The organism is Paenarthrobacter histidinolovorans, assembly GCF_014647595.1.
Taxonomy (GTDB): Bacteria; Actinomycetota; Actinomycetes; order Actinomycetales; family Micrococcaceae; genus Arthrobacter; species Arthrobacter histidinolovorans.
In genome coordinates, this window is the sequence record NZ_BMPM01000001.1 from 712,865 (window position 1) to 738,543 (window position 25,679).

Consider the following 25,679-nt stretch of genomic DNA (forward strand, 5'->3'; position numbering starts at 1 on the left):
CCGGAACAACGCTGACCAGTGCCCGCTCATTCCTCAATCAGCACGCCGATAGTGCATGGCGACTGCGCCGTCGTTCAGCGGCACCGCTGAGATCAGTTCCAGGTGCCTTGTGCCGGGCAGTCCGCCTTGGTACAAGGTGGGACCGTGGCCGGTGATCATGGGGTGGATCAGGAATTTGTACTCGTCGACCAGGTCCAGCCTGTCCAGCTCTGTGGCGAGTTTGCCGCTGCCGACAAGCACCCCGTTGGGTGTTGCATCCTTGAGGTCCTGCACCGCCGCACGGAGTTCGCCCACCAAGTGGTGGCTGTTGGTCCACGGAAAGTCACTCCGGGTGGACGATACGACGTACTTCGGCTTGTTCTCCAGGGCGAGCGCCCAATCGCGCAGGGCTGGTGGAGCTTCTACTTCGCCGCGGGCCACCAGCGGCCAGTAGCTCTCCATCATTTCGTAGGTGGTGCGGCCCCAGAGCATTGCACCGCTTTCCTCCAGGAGCCGGGTGAAGTGGGCGTGTGTTTCGTCATCGGCGATGCCCTCCCGATGGTCGACGCAACCGTCCAAGGTGACATTGATGCTGAACGTTAGAAGGCCCATTCGCCGATTCTAGGGCTCCAAGCAGATCGACGCAGCGGATCGCGGGATCCTTTTCCGGACTCCAGGGATTTCCACGTCCGGAGGGTTTGCGGGTCGGAGCGGCCTCCGCTGCTGCCAACTCGACCTAAATACCCTCCCGGGGTATGCTGCTGATGTCCGGAGCGAAGGGGAAGGAGGACAGGTACAGTGAACAATCGCTTGTCCCACCTGACTCTTGCGGCTTTCCGACGGCGCGCTCCGCTCCTGCTGCTGGTGGCAGCCGTCATTGCCGGCATCTTGGGGATGCACGTGGTCAACGGATCGCACGGTACGCACTCGGTCAACGCAGCCACGCCGCTTCCGACGGCCTCTGCCATCCACAACGCACACGGCTCCCCGCAGCACCTTTCGGAAACTCCGCCTGCTGAGGCAGACAAGTGCACGTCGGGAAGCTGCGCCTGCTCCCAGGCCGCCAGCGCCAATTGCACCCCTTCGTTGAAAACCGGCTCCCTCGCCGCATCGCCTCCCGGTGACGCCGTCCCAGCCGATTCCCCGGACCGGGGACACGACGAGCCCCAGCCATCCTGGACCTATCAACCGACAGCCCCCACTCCGGGGCAGCTCAGCATCAGCAGGACGTAAGCACTGGAACGGGTCGCCGACACGCGTCCGTCCCCTCCCATCCCGGAGCTCCACAGCTCCGGGTCTCCATTGCTTACCCTCCGCGGCAGACCAAAATGCCGCCTGAATCGTCAAAGGACCATTCACTGATGCACAAAACACGCTTTATCATCACGGGCACTGCTCTCGCGGCACTGATCGCGCTGGCCGGCTGCGCTTCGAATTCCGGCTCGGATTCGATGCCGGGCATGGATCATGGGACGTCGGCGCCCACGACCAACCCCTCGCCAAACAACTCTGAGTCAGCTCACAACGCGGCAGACGTCATGTTCGCCCAGATGATGATTCCGCACCACGCGCAAGCCGTCGAAATGTCGGACGCGATCCTGGCCAAGAAAGACATCCCGGCAGCCGTGAACGGGTTGGCAGTTCAGATCAAAGCCGCCCAAGCCCCTGAAATCCAAACGATGACGGGCTGGCTGCAGAGCTGGAACATGCCAGTCATGGACTCCTCCGGGCACGATGGCCACAGCATGGACGGCGTGTTGAGCGAGGCCGAACTGCAGAAGCTCAAGGACGCCCAAGGCACGGAAGCAGCCAAGCTCTACCTGACTCAGATGATCGCTCACCACGAAGGTGCTGTGTCCATGGCTAGAACCGAAATCAGCCAAGGAAAATACGCGGACGCGGTCCAACTCGGCAAGGACATCGTGGCGGCGCAGGAAAAGGAGATCCAGGACATGAAAGGCCTCCTGACCGGTCTCTGACGCCCGGACACAGCAACGCGGGGTCACTTTAGGCCCATGTTGATACCAAACATGGGCCATAAGTGACCCCGCGTTGCCTTAGAAGGGTGGGTTACCGCGAGCTGCCCGCCAGCAGACCACGACGCAGAAGCAGACGCTTCTCGATCGGGCCGAACACCAGGAGCTCGATCAGGATGCCCACGAACAGGATCAGCAGGATCGCGGACATGACGATTGCCATGTCGGACAACGCACGGCCCTGGTCAAGAAGCGAGCCCAGACCGAAGCCGATGGTGCCACCGACGGCGATGATTTCAGCCGCCATGAGGGAACGCCAGGAGAACGCCCAGCCTTGCTTCAGGCCACCGATGTACCCGGGAAGAGCCGCAGGGAGGATGATCTGCAGCGCCATCTGCAGCCGGTTCGCACCGAGGACGGTACCGACGCTGCGGTACTGCGGCGGAATTTGGTCGACGCCGGAGATGAGCCCGTTGATGATGGACGGGATGGCACCCATGAGCACCACGAAGTACACCGTTGCGTCCGTGAGGCCGAACCAGATGATGGCCGCAGGAACCCAGGCAACGGACGGCAACACCTGGAGGCCGGAAATCAGCGGCCCAAAGGCACGGCGCAAAGGAGCAACCTGTGCCAGCAGCAAGCCCACAGGGGTGGCGACCACTACTGAGATCAGGAAGCCCACCAGGCCGCGCTGCAACGAGGTCCACACGGATTCCTGGACCTTGCCCTCACCCCACAAAACAACCAGCTGGTTGAGAACGTCCAAGGGCCCGGGAACCTGGTCGCGGCGCTTAAGGCCCAGCGATACATAGAACTGCCAGGCGAGAATGAGAACCACCAGCGCTACAACGGGAAGCAGGACACGCTTCCATTCGATGCCGCGCTTGCGGCCAAGGTCCGACTGGAGATTGTCCAGGCCGGCTTCGAGGTCGCGGAGTTCCGAGGCGTTGCCCTTCAGCGACGGCGACGTGATGTGCTCTTTGGATTCAGTCACGGGAAGGGTCCGCTCTTCGGTGGTGATGGGGTTACTTGGCATGGCGGCGGATCTCCTCGCGAAGACGGCGGGTGATGACACCGGTCAGCTCCCCAGCGTGACCGGCATCGGTACGGTGTTCCTCAGTGACGTCCCATTCAGCCACCACACGGCCGGGACGCGAAGACAACAGGAGCACGCGCTGGCCCAGGCGTACGGCCTCGCGGACGTTATGGGTCACGAACACGATGGTCCGCCCGGTTTCCTTCCAGATGCGCTCAAGCTCGTCGTGGAGGAGGTCCCGGGTGATCGCATCAAGGGCCGCAAACGGTTCATCCATCAGCAAAAGCTGACGATCCTGGGCCAGCGAACGGGCCAACGCAACGCGCTGCCTCATGCCTCCGGAAAGTTCGTGGGGGCGCTTGTCACCCGCGCCGCCCAGGTGGACCAGTTCCAGCAGCTCGTTGGCCCGGTCCCGGCGGCCGGCCTTGGTGCTGGATTTGTCGGCCAACTGCAGCGCAAGCTCAATGTTTCCCCGCGCGGTAAGCCACGGGAACAGGGACGCGTCCTGGAACATGAAGGCCGCGCCGTCGCTGGGTACTTCAAGAGCGCCCGACGTCGGCTTCTCAAGTCCCGCCATGATGTTCAGCAGCGTGGACTTGCCGCAGCCGGACGCACCAAGGAGGGCGACGAACTCACCCTTCGCGATGGTGGCGTTGACGTCGTCCAGCACCGGGGCACCGTCGCCGAAGCGCTTCCCCAGGTTCTCGAGTACGACTGGCATGGTCCCGTCCTTCGTGTTGATTGGTAGAGCTGATGTGCCTAAGGGCCGGTCCGCTCCCCCGCGCGAATCGCAAGGGAAGCGGACCAGCCCGTTACTGCTTAATCCTGGCCGAGTCCTGCGGCTGAGGTTTTCTTGCCTTCGACCTCGTTCAGGGTGCGGAGGTCGAAGATGCCGTTGATGTCGGCGGTCTTGGTGGTTCCCGCGTCCACGCCGTCCTGGAGGAGCTTCTTGTACGTCCCGGCGAGCGGGTCAGTGGTGAACTTGATGTTCTGGAGCGCACGCTCAATCACGTTCGCCGGGAGCGGCTTACCGGCAGTGTCCTTGAGGACCGCGTTGATGGTGGTCGCCTTCTCCTGCGCCGAAGCATTGTTGAGCCAGTTCACCGACTCCACGTGACCCTTCAAAAGTGCCTTCACAGTTTCCGGGTGCTCCGCGGCGAACTTCTTGTTCACAATCAGGATGGTGGTGGTGAAGTCACCGTTCTCCCACAGGTCCTTCTCGTCCACCAGGACCTTCGCCCCGGCCTCCAGGACCAGACGGGAAGCCCACGGCTCAGGCAACCACGCGCCGTCGAGCTTTCCGTCCTGGAAGAGCTTGAGCGACTGCGCGTTCTCGGTCGGATTGATGTTCACATCACCACTGCCATCGGTGTTGGTCTTGAACCCCTGATGGCCCAACCAGGCACGCAATGCCACGTCCTGGGTTCCACCGAGCTGGGGCGTGCTCAGGACCTTGCCCTTGAGGTCGGCAGCGGAGGTGATCTCCGGCTTGACCACCAACTGCGCACCACCGGAAGCGGCACCGGCGATGATGCTGATGGACTCGCCATTGCTCTTGACGTAGGAGTTGATCGCCGGGTTCGGGCCGATGTACGTGGCATCGATCGCTCCGGCGTTCAGGGCTTCAATGGCGGCAGGGCCGGCGTTGAAGACCTGCGTGCTGAGCTTGGTCTCGCCCAGTTCCTTGGCGAAAATGCCCTTGCTGGTGCCCACCAGCGCCGGGCCGTGCGTGACGTTGCTGAAGTAACCGAGCTTGAGCTCCGCCGCGGGCGTGGTGGCAGGAGCCGGGGCTGCCTGGTTGCTGTTGGAAACAGCCGACGCAACCGCAGCACCAGCACCAATGAGCAGCACCAAACCAACGGCCAGGGCGATCTCTACTGTGCGGCGACGCTTGGGCTTGGACGCAGTCTCACCAGCGACGATGCGGGTGGTACCGGAATCGGGTTTCTGTGACTCGGGTGTGTTTGCCATGGGAGGTCCTTATGGGAAGTGGGATGCGAAGGGGGCGAAGATCAGGCCCCGTGACATCGCCCGTGTTGGGCAAGCAAGGACCATTCCGGAGAGGTCATGCCTTCACAGTAGGGACTGTCATATTTCGGCTTCAATCCCGTAGAAATCAAGGTTCACGCAGGTTCACGTGGCGTCATATTCGCTGCCAGCTCTTCAATGTCGCGCGGAGTTGTGCGGCAGCATCCACCTATGAGACGGGCTCCACGCCCGCGCCAGTGCGCAGCGTTGCCCGCCAGCGTGCCGCCACCGTGAGTGCCTTCGGACGGGCCCCAGGTTTTCGTCACGGCGTCGTAACTCTCGCCCGAGTTCGGGTACGCCACCAAGGCTTTACTGGAGAACTTCTGAAGGTTGCCCAGCGCATCCGACACCAGTTCCAGCGGCACGCAATTAACGCCGACGGCGGCCACGCGCGGTTCCGCGCTGAGCAGCGCAGCAACCTGCTCCAACGGCGTTCCGTCACTGATGTGGCCGCTGTCCCGCAGCGTAAACGTGAACCAGGATTCGACGTCGTAGTCCGCCACGAGCGCCAACAGCGCCCCTGCCTCGGCGTACGACGGCAGCGTCTCGCACGCCAGGAAATCCGCGCCAGCCTCCGCGAGCGCTGCGATCCGGGGCCGGTGGAAGTCCCGGAATTCCGCGGCGGAAAGCGTGTAATCGCCCCGGTATTCGGAGCCGTCAGCAAGGTAGGCGCCGTAGGGACCAACGGATCCGGCCACCAACAGTGCGCCCGCATCCGGGTTGGCCGCAGCGTGTTCGTTCCGGGCCTCATCGGCCAAGCGGACGCTCAGGGCAACCAGTTCCAACGACTCTTCAACGGAAAGCCCACGCCGCGCGAATCCCTGCGGAGTGGCCTGGTAGCTGGCGGTAATCGCCACGGAGGCTCCGGCGTCGAAGTAGTCGCGGTGGACCTGCTTGATCAGGTGCGGCTGTTCCAGCAGGACCTTGGCCGACCACAGGGCATCTTCCAGATCGCAGCCGTGGGCTTCCAGTTCCGTGGCCAGCGCCCCGTCCAGGACAAGGTCCTTCCCGGAAGCCAAAAGGGTGCTGAGTGTGGTGTTCTGTGGCATGGGTCCTTCCCCAAAAAAGAAAACCGCAGCTTGTTCGAAATTCCCGCCGTACAACGTGAGGAGTCGCGAACAAGCTGCGGTTTGTGACTACGTATGACCCTAGATGACGTAACGTTCGTCTTCGTGGTCACCCGGGTGGTCTTTGACCAGACCGGCGGCCAGGGTGTTTCCGTCGATCGGGTCGATCACCAGGAACGCTCCGGTACGGCGGTGGTGCAGGTAGTTCTCCAGCGGCAACGCTGCGGCGAGGCGGAGCTGCGCGTGTCCGATGTCGTTGAGCTCCAGGGTGGACGCCGGCTCCACGTTGAACGTGGCCAGATCCAGCTTGCCCGTAACGTTGCGGACCAGCGCTTGGACCGTGCGTGTACCGTGCTTCACCAGGACCTTCTGGCCTTCACGGAGGGGCTTCGGCGAGAGCCACGCCAGCGACGCATACAGGTCAGCCGTGCTTTCCCGGACAGTCCCGGCTGCGGCGATTGTGTCGCCACGGGCGATGTCGATCTCGTCAGCCAAACGAATGGCAACGGACTGGGGCGCTGCGGCTTCGTCCAGCGACTGGCCGGCGAAGTCGATGCCGATCACCGTGGTGGTGCGGGGCTCGTGGCCCGGGCTGATGACGGAAACTTCGTCGCCGACCTTCACGGAGCCCTCGGTGATCTGGCCGGCGTAGGCGCGGTAATCGCGGTACGCCTCCACATCGAGCCCGGCAGCTACAGCATCCGGAGCCAGGGCACCCTGGGGACGGATCACCAGCTGGACCGGGAAACGGAAGCTCTCCAGTTCGGCTTCGAGTTCGTCAGCAGCGGGGAGGGTTTCGAGGACCTCCAGCAGCGCAGGACCGGTGTACCAAGGGGTGCGCTCGGAGCGGTCCACCACGTTGTCGCCGTCCAGGGCGGATACGGGGACCACCAGCAAATCTGCGACACCATCCGAACCAAGGCCGAGTTCACGCGCAACTTTCTGCACGTCGGTCTCGATGTCGCGGAATACCTGCTCGCTGAAGTCCACCAGGTCGATCTTGTTCACAGCCACAATCACGTGGGCAACACGCAGCAACTGCAGAACGGACAGGTGCCGGCGGGTCTGCTCCAGCACACCCTTGCGGGCGTCAATGAGTACGACGACGGCATCCGCAGTGGAAGCGCCTGTCACCGTGTTCTTGGTGTACTGAACGTGGCCGGGGCAGTCCGCCAGGATGAAGCTGCGGCGGTCCGTTGCGAAGTAGCGGTAAGCCACATCGATGGTGATGCCCTGCTCACGCTCGGCACGCAGGCCATCGGTCAGGAGGGCCAGGTCAATGCCGCCCTTCTCCCCACCGAAGCCGCGGTCCGCGGAGGTGCGGGCGACTGCGTCGAGCGTGTCAGCAAGAATCGCCTTGGAATCGTGAAGGAGGCGGCCCACCAAAGTGGACTTGCCATCGTCGACCGATCCGGCAGTTGCGAAACGGAACAGTGTTGTGGGCAGGGCTGTTTCCAGTCCGGCAGCCAATGTTTCGGTGCTCATTTAGAAGTAGCCGTCCTTCTTGCGGTCTTCCATGGCGGCCTCGGAGATGCGGTCATCTGCCCGGGTGGCGCCACGTTCTGTCAGGGTGGAGGCGGCGACTTCAACTACGACGTCGGCCACGGTGCGTGCATCGGACTCAACCGCACCTGTGCAGGACATGTCACCTACAGTGCGGTAGCGCACCAGTTTGGTGATGACGTCCTCGTTGGGCAGCGGCTGGGACACTTCGCCCACAGCGCGCCACATGCCGTCGCGGGCAAAGACTTCACGCTCGTGGGCGTAGTACAGGCTGGGGAGCTCGATATTCTCGCGCTCGATGTAGCGCCAGATGTCCAGCTCGGTCCAGTTGCTGATGGGGAACGCGCGGACGTGCTGGCCCACCGTGTGGCGGCCGTTGTACAGGTTCCACAGTTCGGGGCGCTGGTTACGCGGATCCCACTGGCCGAATTCGTCACGGAGGCTCAGGATGCGCTCCTTGGCACGGGCCTTGTCCTCGTCACGGCGGCCGCCGCCGAACACGGCGTCGAACTTGTTGCGCTGGATCGCGTCCAGCAGCGGAACGGTCTGCAGCGGGTTGCGGGTGCCGTCGGCACGCTCAGCCAATTCACCACGGTCGATGAATTCCTGCACGGAACCAACCACGAGCTTCAGGCCCAGGCGCTCAACGGTGCGGTCACGGAAGTCGATGACCTCAGGGAAGTTGTGGCCGGTATCGACGTGCAGCACCGGGAAAGGAACCTTGCCCGGCCAAAACGCCTTCGTGGCCAGGTGCAGCATCACCACGGAGTCCTTGCCACCGGAGAACAGCAGCGCAGGCTTCTCGAACTCGGCAACAACCTCGCGGATGATATGAATCGCTTCGGACTCGAGGGTGTCCAGGGAGCTCAGGCGCTCGACTGAGGGGGCGTCGACTGCCGCTGCAACTTCCACCGTGGACTCCTCTTTTGTGTACGTGCTCATGTGTGTAGTCCGCATTCTGTCTTGTCGGAACCTGCCCAGCGGCCGGCTCGGGAGTCTTCACCCGGGGCCACTTTGCGGGTGCAGGGCTGGCAGCCGATGGACGGGTAGCCCTGGCTCAGGAGGGGGTTAACGGGGAGGATGTTGTCCTCGGAGTACTCCAGCAATTGATCGAAGGACCAGTCCACCATCGGGTTCACCTTGACCAGGCCGAAACCTTCATCCCAGGTGACTACCGGTGTGTTGGTGCGGGTGGGGGCTTCGTCGCGCCGGACGCCGGTAAACCACACCTCGTAGCCGGACAGCGAACGCCGCAGCGGCTGGACCTTGCGCAACGCGCAGCACTGTGCGGCGTCCCGGGCGAACAGATCCTTGCCCAGCAGGCGGTCCTGCTGCTCCACGGTGTTCTCCGGCAGGACGTCCACTACGTTGACGCGCAGGTTGGCGGCTACTTCGTCGCGGGTCTCGTAGGTTTCCTTGAAGTGGTAGCCGGTTTCGAGGAACAAAACGTCGACGCCGGGAAGCTGGTCCGCGACCAAAGCCGGCAGGACGGCGTCGGCCATGGAGCACGCAACGGTGATGGCGGGCAGCTCGAAGTTCCGCGCCACCCAGGCGATCGCTTCCTGGGCCGTGGCGTTCCAGCCGAGCTCCGCTGCACCGGCGTCGGCCAATGCTTTGAGCTCGTCGTGGGACCTCAGCGTGCGCACGGCCGGGAGCGTTTGGGGATCTGTCATTGGAGGTCTCCTTCATCTGCGGAGTGTGCCCACTCGGCGAAGGTCTGGCCCTCGGCGCCTACGGCGACGAACTTGCGGACCACGCGCTCCACGTAATCGGGCAGGTCTTCCACCGTGACCTTGAGGCCGCGGACGGTACGTCCCAAACCGGCTTCCTCGCGCTGGTTGTTGGCCAGCCCGCCGCCGAGGTGGACCTGGAAACCGGGGGTGGGGTCGCCGTCGGGCGTTGGCAGCATCATGCCCTTCAGGCCGATATCGGCCGTCTGGATACGGGCGCAGGAGTTCGGGCAGCCGTTGATATGGAGGGATAGTGCCGAGGGCAGCTGCTTGGTCTCCACGAGGTCGGCCAGGCGGCGTTCCAGTTCGGCAATGGCCGTGGCCGCGGTGACCTTGGTTTCCACGATGGCCAGCTTGCAGAACTCGATGCCGGTGCAGGCAATGGTGCCGCGGCGGAACACGGACGGGCGGGCGGAGAGGCCCAGGGTGTCCAGTTCAGCGATGAGTGGCTCCACCTCATCTTTGGCCACGTCCAGGATGACGAGCTTCTGGTGCGGAGTGGTGCGCAGACGGTAGCTGCCGTGCTTCTCCAGGGTGTCAGCCAGCGTCACCAGTGCCTCGCCGGACGTGCGGCCCACGGTTGGCGTGACGCCGATGAAGAACTTGCCGTCCTTCTGCTCGTGCACGCCGATGTGGTCACCCGGCGCGGTGGGCTTGGGCGCGGCAGGGCCGTCCGGAAGCTTGAAGCCAAGGTATTCGTCTTCGAGGATCTGGCGGAACTTGGCTGGACCCCAGTCGTTCATGAGGAACTTCAGGCGGGCCTTGGTGCGCATGCGGCGGTAACCGTAGTCACGGAAGATGCTGGTGACGCCGAGCCACACTTCAGCGGCCACGTCGGCGGAAACGAAAACACCCAGGCGTTCGGCCAGGCGTGGGTTGGTGGACAGGCCGCCGCCAACCCAGAGGTCATAGCCAGCGCCGAGCTCGGGGTGGACCACGCCGACCAGGGCGAAGTCGTTGATCTCGTGCACTACGTCCTGGGACGGGTGGCCCGTGATGGCGGTCTTGTACTTGCGCGGCAGGTTGGCGAGCTCGGGGTCGCCGATGAAGCGCTCTGCGAGTTCGTGGATGAGCGGCGTCGGATCGATGATCTCGTCCTTGGCAATGCCCGCAACCGGGGAGCCGAGGATAACGCGGGGGACGTCGCCGCACGCTTCAGTGGTGGACAGGCCGATGCCCTCCAGACGGCGCCAGATTTCCGGCACATCCTCCACGCGGATCCAGTGCAGCTGGATGTTCTGGCGGTCCGTAAGGTCGGCCGAGCCGCGTGCGAAGTCCACGGAGATCTGGCCGATGACCCGCAGCTGCTCGGTGGTGAGTGCACCGCCGTCGATGCGGACGCGCAGCATGAAGTACTTGTCTTCGAGCTCGTGCGGTTCAAGCGTTGCGGTCTTGCCGCCGTCGATCCCGGGCTTGCGCTGGGTGTAGAGGCCCCACCAGCGGAAACGGCCGTGGAGGTCGGTTCCGTCGATCGAGTCGAAGCCTTCCTTGGAGTAGACAGACTCAATCCGCTCACGGACGTTCAGGCCGTTGTCTTCCTGCTTCCAGGTCTCGTTGGCGTTGAGCGGCGCAGTGCCATCAACCTTCCACTGGCCGTGGGGCTTGGCCGCCGGGCGGGTGCGTGCTGGGCGCGAAGGGACTGCGGCGTCAGCGGACGCACCGGCTACAGCTGTATCTGTCATACATCGACTGTAGGTCTGGCCAGATTTCGCCAGCAAAGGTCCGGAAATGTTGAGTCACCTAGGGAAACATTTCGTCACGAACACGCCAGCGGCCTTGTTCCGGGCCGCTGGATATGCAGTTCCCCGAAGTCCGGTTTTCCTTGCAAACAAAGGTTAGGAGAGGCTTTCCAACACAGCGTCGTAGCGTTCCAGGGCAATCTCGGCCAGAACCTTCGATGGCAGCAGTGGAGCCGCAACAACGTCCGCACCTGCTTTGGCCAGCTGGTCGTGGAAGTAGCCGGTTGCCAGCAGGTAGGAGGCAATGAAGACCCTGCCTGTCCCACCGTCGGCGGCGAGTTCGGCACGCAAGGAGGCGACGCCGTCGGGCACTGTTGGCTGGGCACTGGCACCATAGGCGACCCGCACCTTGTTCGGCAGCAGCTCCCCCAGCAGGCGCGCCTGCTCCTCCGAGTCCACCGATCCGTCCGGCAGCGACGAGCCCGCGGCGGCCAGCAGGACGCCGTCGTCCTCTTGCAGGCCTGCCGCCCGCAAGTGGGTCGCCAGTAGTTCGGCAAGCCGCGGATCCGGGCCTAGCGGCCTGGCGGCCACCACCTCGGGCCGGCTTTTGATCGCTTTGGGCACGTCCACCTTGATGTGGAAGCCGGTGGACAGCAAAAGCGGTACGACGACGGCGGCAGTCCCCTCGGGCAGGCCCTCCACCACGCCGCCCAATTCGGGTTCCTGGACGTCAACGTAGGCCTCAACCACCCGCAGTCCGGGACGGAGTTCCCCGATCTCGGCCATGACCCGGCGGATGGCCGCCTGGCCCTCAGCGTTGCGGGTTCCGTGGGCGCAAGCGATCAAAACGGGGCTGTTCATGGGAGCTAGCGTAACGTTGAGCCAGCACCTGTTGTGAAGCACGTTAAGAAAGAACCAGTCCACTTGATTTCCATTGACATTGTTCTTCTCTGGCTTGACCTCATCGGCGTGTTCTTTTTCGCAGTTTCCGGGTCATTGTTGGCCGCCCGGAAGCAGTTCGACTTTGTTGGCTCCATACTGCTTGCCTCCATCGCGGCCCTGGGCGGCGGGGTGATCCGCGACATCGTCATCAATGCCGGGCCTCCCATCGCCTTCACGAATCCTGCCTATCTGGCGCCGCCGCTGCTCGCAGCCATGCTGGTCTACTACCTGTTTTCGTCGGTCCAGCGCTTCACCTCGCTTTTGACACTGTTCGACGCCGGCGGCCTCGCCCTGTTCTGCATCACCGGCACCCTGAAGGCGATCAGCGCGGGCATGAACCCGGTAGCCGCGATTTTGCTGGGCGTAACCACGGGAGTGGGCGGCGGTTTGCTGCGGGACATCACGGCCAATGAAATCCCAACGCTGTTCAACAACCGCGATATCTATGCGCTGCCTGCCTTCGTGGGGGCGGGCTTGACCACGTTGATGTGGCACCTTGGGCTCTTCACCGGACTCACGGCCTGTGTCATTGCCGGTGTTGTTTTCGCCTTCCGGGTGACGGCCTGGCGACGCGGCTGGTATGTGCCATTGGCTGTCCGGGGATGGCACCGTGCCGGTACCGGTGGGGGCGCAATTTCGGGTGCCCGGGATTAGCTAGGATAAGAGCATGACTGACATGTTCCTCGAGAAGTTCCGCGCGCTGGTCCCAAAGTATCTCGAGGATGAATGGCAGGAAGAAGACGGCCTCACGCCCGACGAACTGGACGACGCCCTCGCCGAACACTCCTTCACCATCCCGCTGGTTCTTCGCGAGTTCTACCTGGCCATCGGCGGTTGCGAGGACCTCATGGAGGCCTACCACTACTTCTGGGACCCTGAAGAACTGGAAGTGGATGACGAAGGCTTCCTCATGTTCCTTGAGGACGAGGACGAGCAGTTCACGTGGGGCTTCCGCACGGCCGACCTCAGCGTCCCGGATCCCATCGTCTGGCGCCGCAACAACGCCCGCGGCCAGTGGAAGAGCGAGGAAGGCACGTTCTCCGAGTTCGTCTTCGACATGTTCGAGTGGGCGTTCAACGACGAAGACTAGTTCTCCCGGCGCCCCCGCGGCTTCCTGACCCTGATTGAACGACGCGCAGCCCCTAAGCAACCTAAATTGATTGCATAGGGGCTGTTTTGTGTTCCGGGCCTGTGCGGCCACCACCCACATTGATGTTGACGACGCCCCGACACGCGGCGTCGACGGCGTATAGCCGGAAGTATGTGGCGAAAGTTGGTGATGGCGGTACGCCTCAGACAGGAATTTACGACGGCGGCGCGACGGTTATGTCGACGGCGGCGCGACGGCTATGTATCGGAATGGGCCGAAGCGGCCGGCTTCCCGGTTTCGCAGGATTGCCAGGACTTCACCAACCATGCGCTCCGGCTGATGAACGACGTCGCCGTAGTAGTAGTGCAGGGTCAGCAGGCCTCCGCGCATGCCTGCATTATTCCTGTATTGGTCCTTCTTGACCTGCTTCGGCTCCAGGTGAGTGCCGCCGTCGAGTTCTACAATCAGGCATTCATTGACCAGGCAGTCCACCTCTCCCACACCGGGCACATCCACGTGCATACGGACTCGGAGGCCTGCCCGCGTGAAATGTGTGTGGGCCAGCACCTCTAAGAGGGAGTCGGCACGAGGTAGAACCAAGTCCAAGGTTCCACGGGTTCTGCCATTTCTGTTGCCTGGGAGCTTCGACTTCAAGAAATCTGTAGACAGGAGGGCTTGGCTAACCGCGCTCTGCACCATGACGAGAGCTGCAAGTTCCGGGAGACATCTGAGGGCGTGGATCAAGACATCGGCCACCCCTGCGACAGGAAGGTACGGGTGCGCCGGGTGCACGCAGACTCCGTGATGGACTACACCCCGCCTCGCTTGTCCAGTGCTGCAGCTCAAATGGAGGGAGCCGGGGTCCTCAAGGGTCCAAAGCCGATAGAAGCGAGCTGCTGAAACGCAGGTAAGCATGCCATCGGCCCGAAAGGCGGCAACGACGTCGGGGTCCGCTTCTCTGGACGTGTAAACGCCACGGTGAAGGCGGTTCACTACTCCGTCCCTTACCGCTTTCGTGAGCATGCGACGAGTGAAGCCCGCGGTCAGCAGGGTGCCTGTAGTTGCTGCTCCGTGCCGGCTGCGGAGGAAATTCTCGATGTTCATACAGCCATGCTGGCTTCGGCGGGGAGTCTGCGGTTGCTGGGAAGTCCCGTATGTGGACAACTCCGAGTACGTCCACCACCCCCTTTGAACACTTGGAAAGCTGCAACACACCCCCAACCGGCGTGTCCGTCGCTTCCGAAATTCAAAGTTGGTGGTGGAGGACTGGCGCCTGCTGTAAATCGCCCTAGCTAAGGGAGAAACCCAATGACCTAAGGAGTTGCATATGTGACAGGTTTGTCATAAACTTTTCACGGATCCACTAAATGCCTCCGGTGGGTCTGATGCGAACGGAGATTGTGGTCCCGGTTCGGTGCAGCGTATGACTCGTAACGTTGCAGCGAGCCGGGGCCATTCCGTTTTTCCCGTGAGTTCAAGTCTCGGTACGTGCGGCCACCACCCACTCTGATTTCCCAACCACCCAACACGCCGTAACCGCTGGCGTTTCGTCACCCTTGGAACCTCAAAGTAGGTGGTGCAGACACCGCATCCGCCCCGGTGATGGCCACCCGATGGGCCCCGGAACGAAACAGGCGCCCGGACTATGAAAGTCCGGACGCCTGCCTAAGTCGAGGAAAACTAGCTGCTGCGGTCCACCACTGCGTGGGCGAAGTTGGTCAGGGACGCCTTCACCACGCCTTCGGGCAACGGTGCCAACGCCGCAACGGCCTCGGCGGACCACTGGCGTGCGATCTTCCAGGACTCGTTGGTGACCGGGTGCTCGCGCAGGCCGGCCACAGCCTCTGCCAGTGCGGAGTCGGAGGAGAGGTCGCCGTCGATCAACTCAAGGAGCTCTGCAGCGGAGGTGTCCCCTGCCGCAGCATCGCGGCGCAGCAACAGGACGGGAAGAGTTGGAACACCTTCGCGGAGGTCGGTGCCCGGGGACTTTCCGGACTTGACCTTCACACCGGTGACATCGATGACGTCGTCGGCCAGCTGGAAGGCCACGCCCACCTTTTCGCCGTATTCCACCAGCAGGTCTTCGAACGACTCGTCAGCGCCCGAGAAGATCGCACCGAGCTGGCCGGAAGCTGCCACCAGTGAACCGGTCTTGTCAGCAATCACGGAGAGGTAGTGCTCAACGGGATCTTCGTCTTCGCGCGGTCCCACGGTTTCGTGGAGCTGGCCAAGGCACAGCCGCTCGAAGGTACGGGCCTGAATGCCGAGGGCACGCGAACCGAGCTCGGAGACAAGGATGGACGCACGGGCAAAGATGAGGTCACCAGTGAGAATGGCCACCGAGTTGCCCCAAACTTCATGGGCGGTGGGAGCTCCACGGCGGAACGGGGCCGAGTCCATCACGTCGTCGTGGTACAGCGTAGCCAGGTGGGTGAGCTCACACACGACGGCGGCCTGGACAACCTCGGGGCGGGAGGCGTCGCCCAAGTGTGCGCACAGCAGGGTCAGCAACGGACGGATCCGCTTGCCACCGGCTTCCACCAGGTGGCGCGACGTCGCATCAGCAAGGGGGTCCGAGTTGGAGATGGCTTCGCGAAGCTTCTTCTCCACCCGGGCCAGGTTGTTGGTGATGGCAGGGCCAAGCTCGGGGTCACCTGCAATGGCAGCAAAACCTGCGGGCAGCTGGAGGCCCGTTGCAATTGCCGTGGTGTTGAGGGAAGGCTCGGTGGAATCCGGCAAGCCGTGCCCGGCATGCGTCCAGCTGTGTTCGGCAGAGTTCGTCACGGGTTAACCCTAACTAGTTGTTGCGGAAACCGCGGTGTCGGAGCCTGCCGGCGTCAAAGCGCGGGCAGAGGAAGTGTTGGACGTTGCCGGAACCAGCATCTCGAGGACCCGGATCACACGGTCTTCGAAGCCCTTCGCGGACGGGTCGGTGAGGTTCGCGAGCATGCGCACTACAAAGCGCATCAGCACTGGAATGGGCATGCCGGTGCGCAGGGCAAGCTTCATCACGGCAGGCTTGCCGATCAAGGAGGCAAACATCCGCCCCAGCGTGAAATGCGAGCCCCACTGGTCCCGCACGTAGTCCGCGTACCGCGAAAGGTGCGCATCGGCGTCGTCGGCGGTCCATCCGGCTGACGCCGAACGGGAGGAAGCGTCGATGATGAACTCGGCGGCAAACCGGGCTGACTCCATCGCGTAGGAAATGCCTTCGCCGTTGAACGGGGACACCATGCCGCCGGCGTCGCCCAGCAGGAGCAGACCGGGTGAGTAGTGCGGCGTGCGGTTGAAGCCCATGGGCAGCGCGGCACCGCGGATCTCCCCCACCTGGTTTTCGGGGGTGAAACCCCATTCCGAGGGCATGCCGGCGGTCCATTCGCGCAGGACCTGCTTGTAGTCGAGCTTGCCGAATTCCTTGGACGAGTTCAGGATGCCCAGGCCCACGTTGGACGTACCGTCGCCGACGCCGAACACCCAGCCATAACCGGGCAACGGTTTGCCGGACTTGCCGGGCAGTTCCAGCCAGCCTTCCATCCAGTCGTCCTCATGGCGGGGGGACGTGAAGTAGGTGCGCACGGCGACGCCCAGCGGGCGGTCGTCACGCTTGTGCATTCCCAGCGACACCGCGGTTCGCGTTGAGTTCCCATCGGCGGCGAGTACGACGTCGGCATGGAAGTCACGCGTTTCGCCCGTCCTGCGCCCGGACTCGTCAAGGATTGAAGCGCGGACTCCGGTGACACGGCCGTCGTCGGCAGTCAGTGCGGAAGTGACACTGTGGCGCTCCAACACCACTGCACCGGCCGACTCGGCGTGGCGGGCAAGGTCCTCATCGAAGCCAAGACGTGTGCGGATCAGTCCATACGCAGGAAAGTCCGCTACTTCCGGCCAGGGCAACTCGATGGTGCGGCCGCCGGCGATGAGACGCAGGCCCTTGTTCCGGCGCCACCCTTCCTCAACAGCGTGGGGCAGGCCGAGCTTCTGGATCTCGCGAACGGCGCGCGGGGTGAGGCCATCTCCGCAGACCTTCTCGCGGGGAAACGACGTCTTTTCCAGCACCGTGACGTCGATGCCCGCTTGGGCGAGGTAATACGCGGCGGTGGACCCGGCCGGGCCCGCGCCAACAATCAGTACTTTCACGTCGTCCTAAGTCAGCAGGCAGTACGGAGCTAGCCGGCCTGGTGGCGCGGCTTGATTTGGCGTCGCAGCTTGGCAACGGGAACACTTTCGCGGTGCTCGGCGGGCTTCTGCGCACGGTGCACGGCAACAATGCCACCGCTGAGGTTGCGGTACGTGATGTCCGTCCAGCCGGCGTCTGCGAGCCACTGGGCAAGGTGGTCCTGGTCCGGCCAGGCGCGGATGGACTCAGCCAGGTAGACGTAGGCATCCGGGTTTGAGGACACCTTGGTGGCGATGGCCGGGAGCGCGCGCATGAGGTACTCGGTATAGAGGTTGCGCCAGAGGGGAACCACGGGGTGCGAGAACTCGGCAATGACCAGGCGACCGCCGGGCTTGGTGACGCGGAGCATTTCCTCCAGGGCCTTGCGGGGTTCCACGACGTTGCGCAGGCCGAAGGAAATGGTGGAGGCGTCAAAGCTGTTGTCAGCGAACGGCAGGTTGGTGGCGTCACCGGCGATGAAGTCGATGTCCGGGCGGCGGCGCTTGCCCACTTTGAGCATGCCCAGGGAGAAGTCGCACGCCACTACGTCCACGCCGGAGTCGGCGTAGGGTTCGCTGGAAGTGCCCGTTCCGGCGGCGAGGTCAAGGACCTTCTGGCCCGCTTTGACATCCATGGCGTCCACCACGATCCGGCGCCAGCGCCGGGTCTGTCCCATGGACAGGACGTCGTTGACGACGTCGTATTTTGGGGCGACATCATCAAACATCGTCGCAACTTCGTCCGGACGCTTTTCCAAGGATGCTCGGTTCACCCTGTAATTGTCTCAGACATTCAACCGACTTTGCTGCGCTGTAGAAGTCGGCTCAGGTTCTGCCTGCGTGCGGGAGTACTGTTGTTCCATCATGACGAGCACGCTCCGCACCTTGACAGTCCCCCTCGATGTTGAATCATCCCCAGGGGGGCTGCCGTCGTTTCTGGTGCGGGACGACGTCCTTTGCTGGTCCCGACGCGAAGCCGGCCTGGTGGGCTACGGCGAGCTGACCCGTTTCAACGCCACCGGCCCGGACCGCTTCCTTGAGGCCGACATCTGGTGGCGGCACCTCATTCTTGAGGCAGAGATCACGGACCATGTGGAGCTTCCGGGCACCGGCCCAGTGGCATTTGGCTCGTTCGCGTTCTCCAAAACATCCCCCCACGTGTCCCGTCTGATCCTCCCGGAATTGGTGGTGGGCATCCGCGATGGCCGCGGCTGGGCTACCCAACTGACTTTCGACGACGCTCCCCTCACCGAGGCGGGCGTCCTCGCCTCGGTGGAACACTGGCTCAGCCAGCCGGAGCCGAACGGCGACGACCCTGCGGCCGGAGGGTCCGACGTCGGACCCTCACCTGAGGCTGTTGCCGCAAACGGTTCGGCGGGTTTCCTCAGCCATGGTTCCCTCAGCGAGGCGAACTGGATGAAGGCTGTGGCCGACGGAGTGGAGGAGATCCGCGCCGGCAAGCTGGAGAAGTTGGTTTTGGCGCGCGACGTCGTTGCGAGCCTTCCAGCGGGCGTCAACGCTGCGGAGGTTCTTCGGCAACTGGCCGCAAGGTACCGCGAATGCTGGACGTACGGTGTTGATGGCCTGGTAGGCGCGACGCCCGAGATGCTCATCCAGGTGGAGGGCCGCACTGCGCAGGCGCGGGTGCTGGCAGGGACGCTGGATCGCCGGGATGCGGACGGCATGGATGGCTCCCCCATGGAATATGCCGAACGGGTTCTGGCCGGTTCGGAAAAGCAACGCCATGAACATGAGATCGCCATTGACTCGCTGACCCGGCAACTGGCTCCTTTCTCGGAGGCGATGAATTCCCACAGCGAGCCCTTCATCCTTGAGCTGCCAAATGTGTGGCACCTTGCTTCGGATGTGAAGGCCGAACTCGCCGATATCGAAGGTCACGTGCCCACGTGCCTGGCCTTGATCAACGCGCTGCATCCCACTGCCGCGGTGTGCGGAACACCTACCTTGGTGGCGGGTGCCTTGATCCGGAAACTCGAACACTTGGACCGCGGTCCGTACGCCGGACCGGTGGGATGGCTGGATGCCGCAGGCAACGGCGAATGGGGCATCGCGTTGCGCGGGGCTGTCATTGAAGATGCCAACACCGTTCGTCTCTATGCAGGGTGCGGCATTGTGGAAGGCTCCCAGCCGGAGGCGGAGCTGGCCGAGACCTGGGCCAAGTTCCGGCCCATGCTGGAGGCTCTGGGAATCAAGCGCTGAATCTGGGATTCCAGACAGCTCTTCCTTTTCTGTGGTTGATAAGTGCGTAAAGTAGTTATCTAATAGTGAAACTTCGTTTCCTGTGATGCACATCTCATGTTCGGCGCTACACTAAAACCGACTCAGTTCAGCATCCACCGCAACAAAAGGTAAACAACATGCAGATCTCCCGTTCGGTTCTGTCCGGCACCAAGATTGCCGCCGTGCTTGCAGCCGGCGCATTGGCCCTCACCGCCTGTGGTGGTTCCTCTACTCCCGCGGCCTCGGATGGCTCGGGCCTGAAACTCATCAATGCCGGCAAGCTGACCGTCTGCTCGGACGTCCCCTACGAGCCCTTTGAATTCCAGAAGGACGGCAAGATCGTCGGCTTCGACATGGACATCGCCGCAGAGATCGCCAAGGACGCCAAGGCAGAACTCAACGTGGTGGACAGCTCCTTCGAGGCCATCGAGACCGGCACCGCACTGACTGGCTGCGACGTCTCCATCTCCTCGATCTCCATTACCGACGTCCGCAAGAGCGTCATGGACTTCTCCAACCCGTACCTGGATGACGACCTGACCCTCGTGGCTACCTCGTCCTCCGGCATCAACAATATCGACGGCGCCAAGGGCAAGAAGGTGGGCGTCCAGCAGGCCACCACCGGCGCCCAGTACGCCAAGGACAAGGGCATCGACGCGCAGCAGTTCGAGGACTCCGGACTCCTGGTCCAGGCCCTCAAGGCCGGCACCATCGACGCAGCCATCGGTAACCAGTCCGTTCTGGGCTACGCCATCAAGGACGACTCCAACCTGAAGCGTGTTGAGGATTACGCGACCGGCGAGAAGCTCGGCATCGCCATCAAGAAGGGCAACACCGCCATGGCAGACGCCGTGAACGGCACCCTGAAGCGCCTCACGGACGACGGCTCCCTGAAGAAGTTCCAGACCACCTGGTTCGGCGAAGCCACCAAGTAGTCCGAGCCCCGGCTCTCCCGAGATCCACGCAGGCGGGCCCCGAAACGACACGTTGTTTCGGGGCCCGGCTGCGCAACATGAATGTGAGAACACCATGGCAATGACTGCACGTCAACGAGCCAAAGTCAGTTTGTACGTCCAGGCCGGGATATTCGTCGTGGTCCTGGCCGCAGTGATCCTTGCTGTGGACTGGAAGACGATCGGCACCAGCGTCTTCAACTTCGCCAAGATCGGGCCGATGTTCCCGGACATTTTCCTGGTGGGCCTCAAGAACACCCTCATCTACACGGCGTTGGCCTTCGTGGTGGGCTTGTCGGGCGGCCTCCTGCTGGCCCTCATGAAGCTTTCCTCCTTCCCTCTGTACCGCTGGATCGCCACCGGATACATCGAGTTCTTCCGCGGCGTGCCGGCCCTGCTGGTCTTCATCGCCTTCGGTTACGGTGTCCCCCTGGCTTTCGGGGTGCAGTGGGACGTCAACATCGTGGTCATGGTTTCGCTGGGCATGGTGGCGTCGGCGTACATCGCTGAAACCCTCCGCGCCGGTCTGCAGGCCGTGCCCAAGGGCCAGATGGAAGCAGCCCGTTCCCTGGGCATGCCGCATTGGCGTGCGATGGTCTCGATCGTCATTCCCCAGGCGTTCAAGATCGTCCTCCCCCCGCTGACCAACGAGATCATCCTGCTCACCAAGGACTCCTCGCTGATCTACGTCCTGGGCCTCACAGCTTCCCAGTACGAGCTCACCAAGTTCGGCCGCGACGGCATCTCAAGCCTGGGCGCGGGCCTCACTCCCCTGCTCGTGGCAGGCGCTTTCTACTTGGTCATCACCATCCCCTTGAGCCTCCTTGCAAGGAAGTTCGAAAGCCGCTCCGCGCGGACCAAGCGATAGGCAGGACAGTCATGAATAACTCCACTGGGAGCACGGCCACCGTTCGCGCCGCCGGCGTCAACATCAAAGACCTGCGCAAGTCCTACGGCAACAACGAGGTCCTCAAGGGCATCTCACTGACCGTGGAACCGGGCCAGGTTGTGTGCCTGATCGGACCGTCGGGTTCAGGCAAGTCCACCCTTCTTCGCTGCGTCAACCTGCTGGAACACCCCAACGCCGGCACCATCAACGTGGGCGAGTTCGAAGCGACAGATCCCGACGTGGACCTCAACAAGATGCGCCAAAGCGTCGGTATGGTCTTCCAGCACTTCAACCTGTTCCCGCACCTCAGCGTGCTGGAGAACTGCACCATCTCACAGATGAAGGTTCTCAAGCGCTCCAAGTCCGAAGCAGCCGACGTTGCGCGCCACAACCTTGAACGCGTTGGCCTGGGACACCTGGCCGACCGCTTCCCGGACCAGCTCTCCGGCGGCCAGCAGCAGCGCGTGGCCATCGCGCGTGCCCTGTCCATGGATCCGAAGCTCATGCTTTTCGATGAGCCCACCTCCGCTCTGGACCCTGAAACCGTCGGCGACGTCCTTGCTGTCATGCGGAAGCTGGCCCAGGAAGGCATGACCATGCTGGTTGTTACCCACGAGATGGGCTTTGCCCGCGAAGTGGCCGACCGCGTGGTCTTCATGGATGCCGGTGTTGTGGTGGAGGAAGGGCCGGCCGAGCACGTCATCAGCGCCCCCACCCAGCCGCGTACCAAGGAATTCCTGCGCCGCGTCCTTGACCCGACGCACATCGGCGTCGAGGAGAACTAGCGCCGCGCATATTCGCTGGCGCCGTGCATATTCGCTAGCGCCACAGAAACGGGAGGGCGACACCCACATTCGGGTGTCGCCCTCCCGTTTCCGGGTCACCTACGAATTTGCGTGGCCTGCAGAAGCACGACGACGGCGGGGAACCCCGGCTGCCTCAAGCGCGCGTTCCAGCTTGCTCACCGTCAGGTCGCTCCACACCAGCCGGAACACTCTTCGGCCGGTGGCGCGTATGGCGTCCTCGCGGTCCTTCTCTTCGATCACTACTTGGGAAGGAGTACGTCCCTTCAAGTACTCCGGTTTCATGTACTTTTCGCGGCCATCGAATTCCCCAACCAACCCGACTTCCTTCCAGTAGTAGTCCGTGTACACGGTTCCTTTCGTGGTGTTCACCGCGTACTGGAGCTGAGGCATCTCGAATCCGACGACGTGCATCAAGGCGCGGGCATAGGACTCTCCGGGGGAACCAGAGTTTCCGACACCAAAATTTATCGCCGCCGTGATACGCCTGTCCGCCGCTTTGGAGTAGGTCCCGCGGATGCCGTCCAGGAGCTGATCCTTGGTCACAGGCTGGGAGTTTCGCTTTTTGTTCAGCAGGAAATCGATCGGAACAATGGCCTCGGCAAACGGAACCGACGCAGCGATGTCCAATACCGTCCGGGTCCTGTCAGTGACCAGGAATCCCTTGACCTCCTGGGCCCGCTCGCTTCCTTTGATGACAAAGTGGCGTTTCACACCCGCACGGGAACGGCCTCCGCCGGCGTAAGTGGTCAGCGCATGGACAGGCTGGTGGCGCAGGATAGTGGGGATCCCGTGGATCGACGCCGCCGAGTGATGCGAGAAGATGGTCGGAGCAGCCAAGCACTCCGCTGCCGCTTCTATGTTCAGGGCGTACCGCTCCCAGCTCTCCAACTTCTGCCATTGCGGGGCGTCGACGTAGACACCGTGCCTGATGCGAACGAGCTTTCCGGCCTTCGCATCCATGGACAGTCGCTTGGAATCGCCTCCGAGGATGGAAAGATCCTTGGCGAGAATGAGTTTGGGTAGCCTTCGCATTCCAACAGTCTTCGTCGAAGGCAGCTGAGGTTCGAGGGCAGAGTTTGCCTATGTGGACAACCCGCCGCACGCCACGCACACTCCCCAGTGCCCGGACAACGGACCAGCGACACCCAAATTCCGGTGGCCCACGTCAGTTTCCGTGGCCCTCGTCAGTTTCCGTGGCCCACGGCGGCGTTGATGGCTTCCTTGATCCGGGCGTGCAGTCCGCGCAGGCCCGCCCGGTCCACGCGCACTTCCACAATGGTGCGCCCCTTCAGCGGCGCCTTGAGCGCGTCGGCGAGTTCCGCCGTCGTACTTACCGCTTGGTGTCCGACGCCGTACGCCGCCGCGAGTGCCGCGATGTCCACTGAGTGCGGGGTGCCGAAGAGGCGTTCGACGGCGGTGCCGTAGGCGCCTGAGTCTTCCACGGCGCCATGTTCGAGGAGTGCGAAGATGGCGCCACCGGTGTCGTTGAGCACCACGATGCGGAGGTCCGGCACCGGTTCACCGTGACCCAGCAGCAGGCCACCGGCGTCGTGCAGGAACGTGACGTCCCCCAGGAGGACGGTGGTTTCGCGTCCACTGCCCAGCGCGATTCCTGTAGCCGTGGCGATGGTGCCGTCGATGCCGGCGAGACCACGGTTGGCGTAAACGGTGGCGATCGGGTGGTGGTGGGGCAGGCCGGCGAGGTCGACGTCGCGGATGCCATTGGAGGAACCCAGGACAAGTTGGCCACGGGAGTGTTCCCAGACCACAGCTCCCACCGAGGGGCCATTTGCCGCAGTCTCACCCGCGAGTACTCCGTCCAACGCATGCTGGGCTGCGGCACCGGCAAGAAGCCAGGAATCCAGCCAATCCGCAGAACCGCGGCCGGCGAAAGCGCCAAGTTCGGGGAGGGTTTCGATGGGAGTTTCGCGTCGGCGGCCAGCTTCGTACCAAGCAACCGGAACCGGCTGGTAGATGGCTGATTCCACCGATTCGCTTGCCAGAAGTGACGCCACAGGGCGGGACAGCGTGGCGCGGCCAAAAAGGACCACACGTTCAATGGGAGCAGGCGAACCGGGGCCAAAATGCTCCAGCAATACGCGATACGGGCCAACAGCATTGGGGCCGAAGCGGGCGTTCGAGGACGGCTCTGCCAGCAACGGAAGGCCATGGGCACGTGCGAACGCCTCAGCCACAGGCCCGGCGTCATGGCCTGCGAGGACCACGGTCCGTCGCTCAGCGAGTTCGCTGGAAGCTGCCGCAAGATCCAAAGCCTGCGGCCCGGCGTCGTAATGGAACACCCCGTGTCCCTGCGTGTCCGGCAGGGCATCACCGTTTTCGGGAGTCAGCGGATCGCGGAAAGCGATGTTCACCTGGACGGGGCCTGGCGGCGTGTCCTCGAGTGCGCCGGTGGCAGCGTAGAGAGCGGTGGCAACAGCCTTCTGAGGGTTGTCCCCCGCAGCGACGTCGACGGCGAAACGCACGTGATCGCCAAAAAGGTCCAGTTGGATGGTGGTCTGGTTCGCCCCGGTGCCGTGCAGCTCTTCGGGACGGTCCGCGGAAATTACCACCACGGGTACGGCCGAGTGGTTGGCTTCCATCACGGCCGGCATCAGGTTCCCCACTGCTGTGCCGGAGGTGGTCAGGACGGCGACCGGGGCTTCGGTGGAGAGCGCGAGGCCAAGGGCCGTAAACCCGGCGTCGCGTTCATCTATCCGGACATGAAGGCGAACACGGCCAGCTGCCTCAGCTTCCGCGAGAGCGTACGCCATGGGCGCCGACCGCGAACCGGGAGCCACCACCGCGTGCCGCACGCCGCCGTCGAGCAGAGCAGTCACGGCGATCCGGGCGGCGGCGATGGATGTCAGAGAGTCCTGGGAAGTCACCGCTCCAGTCTATTGGCGCACGCGGTCCCCCAACGCTCGCTCACATCCCACGCCGTTCATCCAAACCCTTCCTTACGCGCGGGTGCCTTCGGGTTCTTCGACGTCGATCACGACCTCGTTGTGCCGAAGGAACCACGGTTTGAAGGGAGGATCGAAACGCGCGAACCTGGCAGACCCTACGGGCGTCAGGCCAGCCAGCCGGAGTGCCTCCAGCAGCGCAACACTGTGGTGTTGGAAAGCCGTCGTTGATCCATTTCCAGTGAACCGGGCCACCGCTGTCAACGAGCCCGGAACCTCACGGATTTTGACCCTGGGTTCGTCGGGTATAGGGGCATTGGCCGCTGTCACTCCGGACGGCAGGACGAAAGCCACGACGTAGTCTTCGTCTCCGCCTCCCAGGACCGGACCGCTCTGCAGAACTGGCGCCGTCATGACCATTTCCTCGGACGATGCGCTCTCTTGAAGCACGGGGGCGGTCATGGACAGCTTCCGCCGGGCCTTGTTGCTCCCGCTGATGTAGTTGAAGAGGTAACGGAAAGCCTCGTTTGCGGCACGATCAAAAGCCGTGTGCACTTGCACCTCGGCGAGAACGTGCTTGGGATAACGGCGTAGTTCGAAGTGGGGATAACGCTGGACCAGATCGTAGGGCTGCTGTTCAGTCATGGTGCGACTGACCATACGCCGCTGAACCGTAACCTGCCAGAGGCCTTGTAGGTG

25 protein-coding genes are annotated in these 25,679 nt (G+C 63.3%); 8 read left to right on the forward strand and 17 right to left on the reverse strand.

The features are described 5' to 3' along the window. Window positions 1-33: 33 nt before the first annotated feature. On the reverse strand, window positions 34-591 hold the full coding sequence (locus tag IEY62_RS03290; protein WP_189013846.1) for a dihydrofolate reductase family protein: 558 nt from the start codon (window positions 589-591) through the stop codon (window positions 34-36). A gap of 186 nt (window positions 592-777) precedes the next feature. Between IEY62_RS03290 and IEY62_RS03295 the strand changes: the two genes are divergently transcribed. Together IEY62_RS03295 and IEY62_RS03300 are read left to right on the forward strand one after the other, a co-directional pair. Beyond that, a complete protein-coding gene (locus tag IEY62_RS03295) occupies window positions 778-1,212 on the forward strand; it encodes a hypothetical protein (protein WP_189013848.1) in 435 nt (144 codons plus the stop codon). Between the two features lie 128 nt (window positions 1,213-1,340). Next, window positions 1,341-1,958 (forward strand): DUF305 domain-containing protein, encoded by a 618-nt coding sequence (locus tag IEY62_RS03300; protein WP_229785031.1) that lies wholly within the window; start codon window positions 1,341-1,343, stop codon window positions 1,956-1,958. Window positions 1,959-2,049: 91 nt separating this feature from the next. Here IEY62_RS03300 and IEY62_RS03305 read toward each other — a convergent pair whose 3' ends face one another. The 9 genes from IEY62_RS03305 to IEY62_RS03345 form a co-directional block, all read right to left on the reverse strand. Further along, window positions 2,050-2,994 (reverse strand): ABC transporter permease, encoded by a 945-nt coding sequence (locus tag IEY62_RS03305; protein ID WP_189013853.1) that lies wholly within the window; start codon window positions 2,992-2,994, stop codon window positions 2,050-2,052. Beyond that, window positions 2,984-3,715 (reverse strand): ABC transporter ATP-binding protein, encoded by a 732-nt coding sequence (locus tag IEY62_RS03310; RefSeq protein ID WP_189013855.1) that lies wholly within the window; start codon window positions 3,713-3,715, stop codon window positions 2,984-2,986. The genes IEY62_RS03305 and IEY62_RS03310 overlap by 11 nt, the downstream gene beginning before the upstream one ends. Before the next feature lie 98 nt (window positions 3,716-3,813). Next, window positions 3,814-4,965, reverse strand: coding sequence for an ABC transporter substrate-binding protein (locus IEY62_RS03315; RefSeq protein ID WP_189013857.1), 1,152 nt, complete (start codon window positions 4,963-4,965; stop codon window positions 3,814-3,816). 152 nt (window positions 4,966-5,117) lie between these two features. Further along, on the reverse strand, window positions 5,118-6,071 hold the full coding sequence (mmuM, locus tag IEY62_RS03320) for a homocysteine S-methyltransferase (protein WP_189013859.1): 954 nt from the start codon (window positions 6,069-6,071) through the stop codon (window positions 5,118-5,120). A gap of 99 nt (window positions 6,072-6,170) precedes the next feature. Further along, window positions 6,171-7,574 (reverse strand): sulfate adenylyltransferase subunit 1, encoded by a 1,404-nt coding sequence (locus IEY62_RS03325; protein ID WP_189013868.1) that lies wholly within the window; start codon window positions 7,572-7,574, stop codon window positions 6,171-6,173. Beyond that, on the reverse strand, window positions 7,575-8,534 hold the full coding sequence (gene cysD, locus IEY62_RS03330) for a sulfate adenylyltransferase subunit CysD (RefSeq protein ID WP_189013870.1): 960 nt from the start codon (window positions 8,532-8,534) through the stop codon (window positions 7,575-7,577). Then, window positions 8,531-9,265, reverse strand: a complete 735-nt coding sequence (locus IEY62_RS03335; protein ID WP_189013872.1) for a phosphoadenylyl-sulfate reductase — start codon at window positions 9,263-9,265, stop codon at window positions 8,531-8,533. Before IEY62_RS03335 ends, cysD begins: the two co-directional genes overlap by 4 nt. Then, on the reverse strand, window positions 9,262-11,004 hold the full coding sequence (locus IEY62_RS03340) for a nitrite/sulfite reductase (RefSeq protein ID WP_189013874.1): 1,743 nt from the start codon (window positions 11,002-11,004) through the stop codon (window positions 9,262-9,264). The genes IEY62_RS03335 and IEY62_RS03340 overlap by 4 nt, the downstream gene beginning before the upstream one ends. A gap of 153 nt (window positions 11,005-11,157) precedes the next feature. Then, window positions 11,158-11,925, reverse strand: a complete 768-nt coding sequence (locus IEY62_RS03345) for a sirohydrochlorin chelatase (RefSeq protein ID WP_189013876.1) — start codon at window positions 11,923-11,925, stop codon at window positions 11,158-11,160. On the opposite strand from IEY62_RS03345, the gene IEY62_RS03350 reads away from it, so the two are divergent. Continuing rightward, window positions 11,926-12,597, forward strand: coding sequence for a trimeric intracellular cation channel family protein (locus IEY62_RS03350; protein WP_189013878.1), 672 nt, complete (start codon window positions 11,926-11,928; stop codon window positions 12,595-12,597). Between the two features lie 13 nt (window positions 12,598-12,610). Next, entirely contained in the window at window positions 12,611-13,033 is a 423-nt protein-coding gene (locus tag IEY62_RS03355; protein WP_189013880.1) for an SMI1/KNR4 family protein, read from the forward strand. Window positions 13,034-13,267: 234 nt separating this feature from the next. Here the strand turns inward: IEY62_RS03355 and IEY62_RS03360 are convergent, their stop codons facing one another. The 4 genes from IEY62_RS03360 to IEY62_RS03375 form a co-directional block, all read right to left on the reverse strand. Next, window positions 13,268-14,137, reverse strand: a complete 870-nt coding sequence (locus tag IEY62_RS03360) for a type IV toxin-antitoxin system AbiEi family antitoxin domain-containing protein (protein ID WP_189013882.1) — start codon at window positions 14,135-14,137, stop codon at window positions 13,268-13,270. Window positions 14,138-14,713: 576 nt separating this feature from the next. Beyond that, window positions 14,714-15,817, reverse strand: coding sequence for a polyprenyl synthetase family protein (locus IEY62_RS03365; RefSeq protein ID WP_189013884.1), 1,104 nt, complete (start codon window positions 15,815-15,817; stop codon window positions 14,714-14,716). Between the two features lie 9 nt (window positions 15,818-15,826). Then, window positions 15,827-17,170, reverse strand: coding sequence for a geranylgeranyl reductase family protein (locus IEY62_RS03370; protein ID WP_189013886.1), 1,344 nt, complete (start codon window positions 17,168-17,170; stop codon window positions 15,827-15,829). Window positions 17,171-17,199: 29 nt separating this feature from the next. Beyond that, entirely contained in the window at window positions 17,200-17,961 is a 762-nt protein-coding gene (locus IEY62_RS03375; RefSeq protein WP_189013888.1) for a demethylmenaquinone methyltransferase, read from the reverse strand. Window positions 17,962-18,052: 91 nt separating this feature from the next. Between IEY62_RS03375 and IEY62_RS03380 the strand changes: the two genes are divergently transcribed. The 4 genes from IEY62_RS03380 (at window position 18,053) to IEY62_RS03395 (ending at window position 22,056) form a co-directional block, all read left to right on the forward strand. Then, window positions 18,053-19,408 carry an isochorismate synthase gene (locus IEY62_RS03380; protein WP_189013890.1) on the forward strand — a complete coding sequence of 452 codons (1,356 nt, stop codon included), beginning with the start codon at window positions 18,053-18,055 and terminating at the stop codon, window positions 19,406-19,408. Between the two features lie 158 nt (window positions 19,409-19,566). Beyond that, window positions 19,567-20,364, forward strand: a complete 798-nt coding sequence (locus IEY62_RS03385; RefSeq protein ID WP_189013892.1) for an ABC transporter substrate-binding protein — start codon at window positions 19,567-19,569, stop codon at window positions 20,362-20,364. Window positions 20,365-20,458: 94 nt separating this feature from the next. Then, the gene (locus IEY62_RS03390) at window positions 20,459-21,250 is read left to right on the forward strand and encodes an amino acid ABC transporter permease (RefSeq protein WP_018776841.1); all 792 of its coding nucleotides are present in this window, start codon (window positions 20,459-20,461) and stop codon (window positions 21,248-21,250) included. 11 nt (window positions 21,251-21,261) lie between these two features. Next, window positions 21,262-22,056 (forward strand): amino acid ABC transporter ATP-binding protein, encoded by a 795-nt coding sequence (locus IEY62_RS03395; protein ID WP_189013894.1) that lies wholly within the window; start codon window positions 21,262-21,264, stop codon window positions 22,054-22,056. A 99-nt stretch (window positions 22,057-22,155) separates the two neighbouring features. On the opposite strand, the gene IEY62_RS03400 is transcribed toward IEY62_RS03395, so the two are convergent. From IEY62_RS03400 to IEY62_RS03410, 3 genes are all read right to left on the reverse strand, one after another. Further along, window positions 22,156-23,109, reverse strand: coding sequence for a hypothetical protein (locus IEY62_RS03400; RefSeq protein ID WP_189013896.1), 954 nt, complete (start codon window positions 23,107-23,109; stop codon window positions 22,156-22,158). A 152-nt stretch (window positions 23,110-23,261) separates the two neighbouring features. Further along, the gene (gene menD, locus IEY62_RS03405; RefSeq protein WP_189013898.1) at window positions 23,262-24,962 is read right to left on the reverse strand and encodes a 2-succinyl-5-enolpyruvyl-6-hydroxy-3-cyclohexene-1-carboxylic-acid synthase; all 1,701 of its coding nucleotides are present in this window, start codon (window positions 24,960-24,962) and stop codon (window positions 23,262-23,264) included. Between the two features lie 72 nt (window positions 24,963-25,034). Beyond that, window positions 25,035-25,625, reverse strand: a complete 591-nt coding sequence (locus tag IEY62_RS03410) for an SOUL family heme-binding protein (RefSeq protein ID WP_189013901.1) — start codon at window positions 25,623-25,625, stop codon at window positions 25,035-25,037. Window positions 25,626-25,679: the final 54 nt, after the last annotated feature.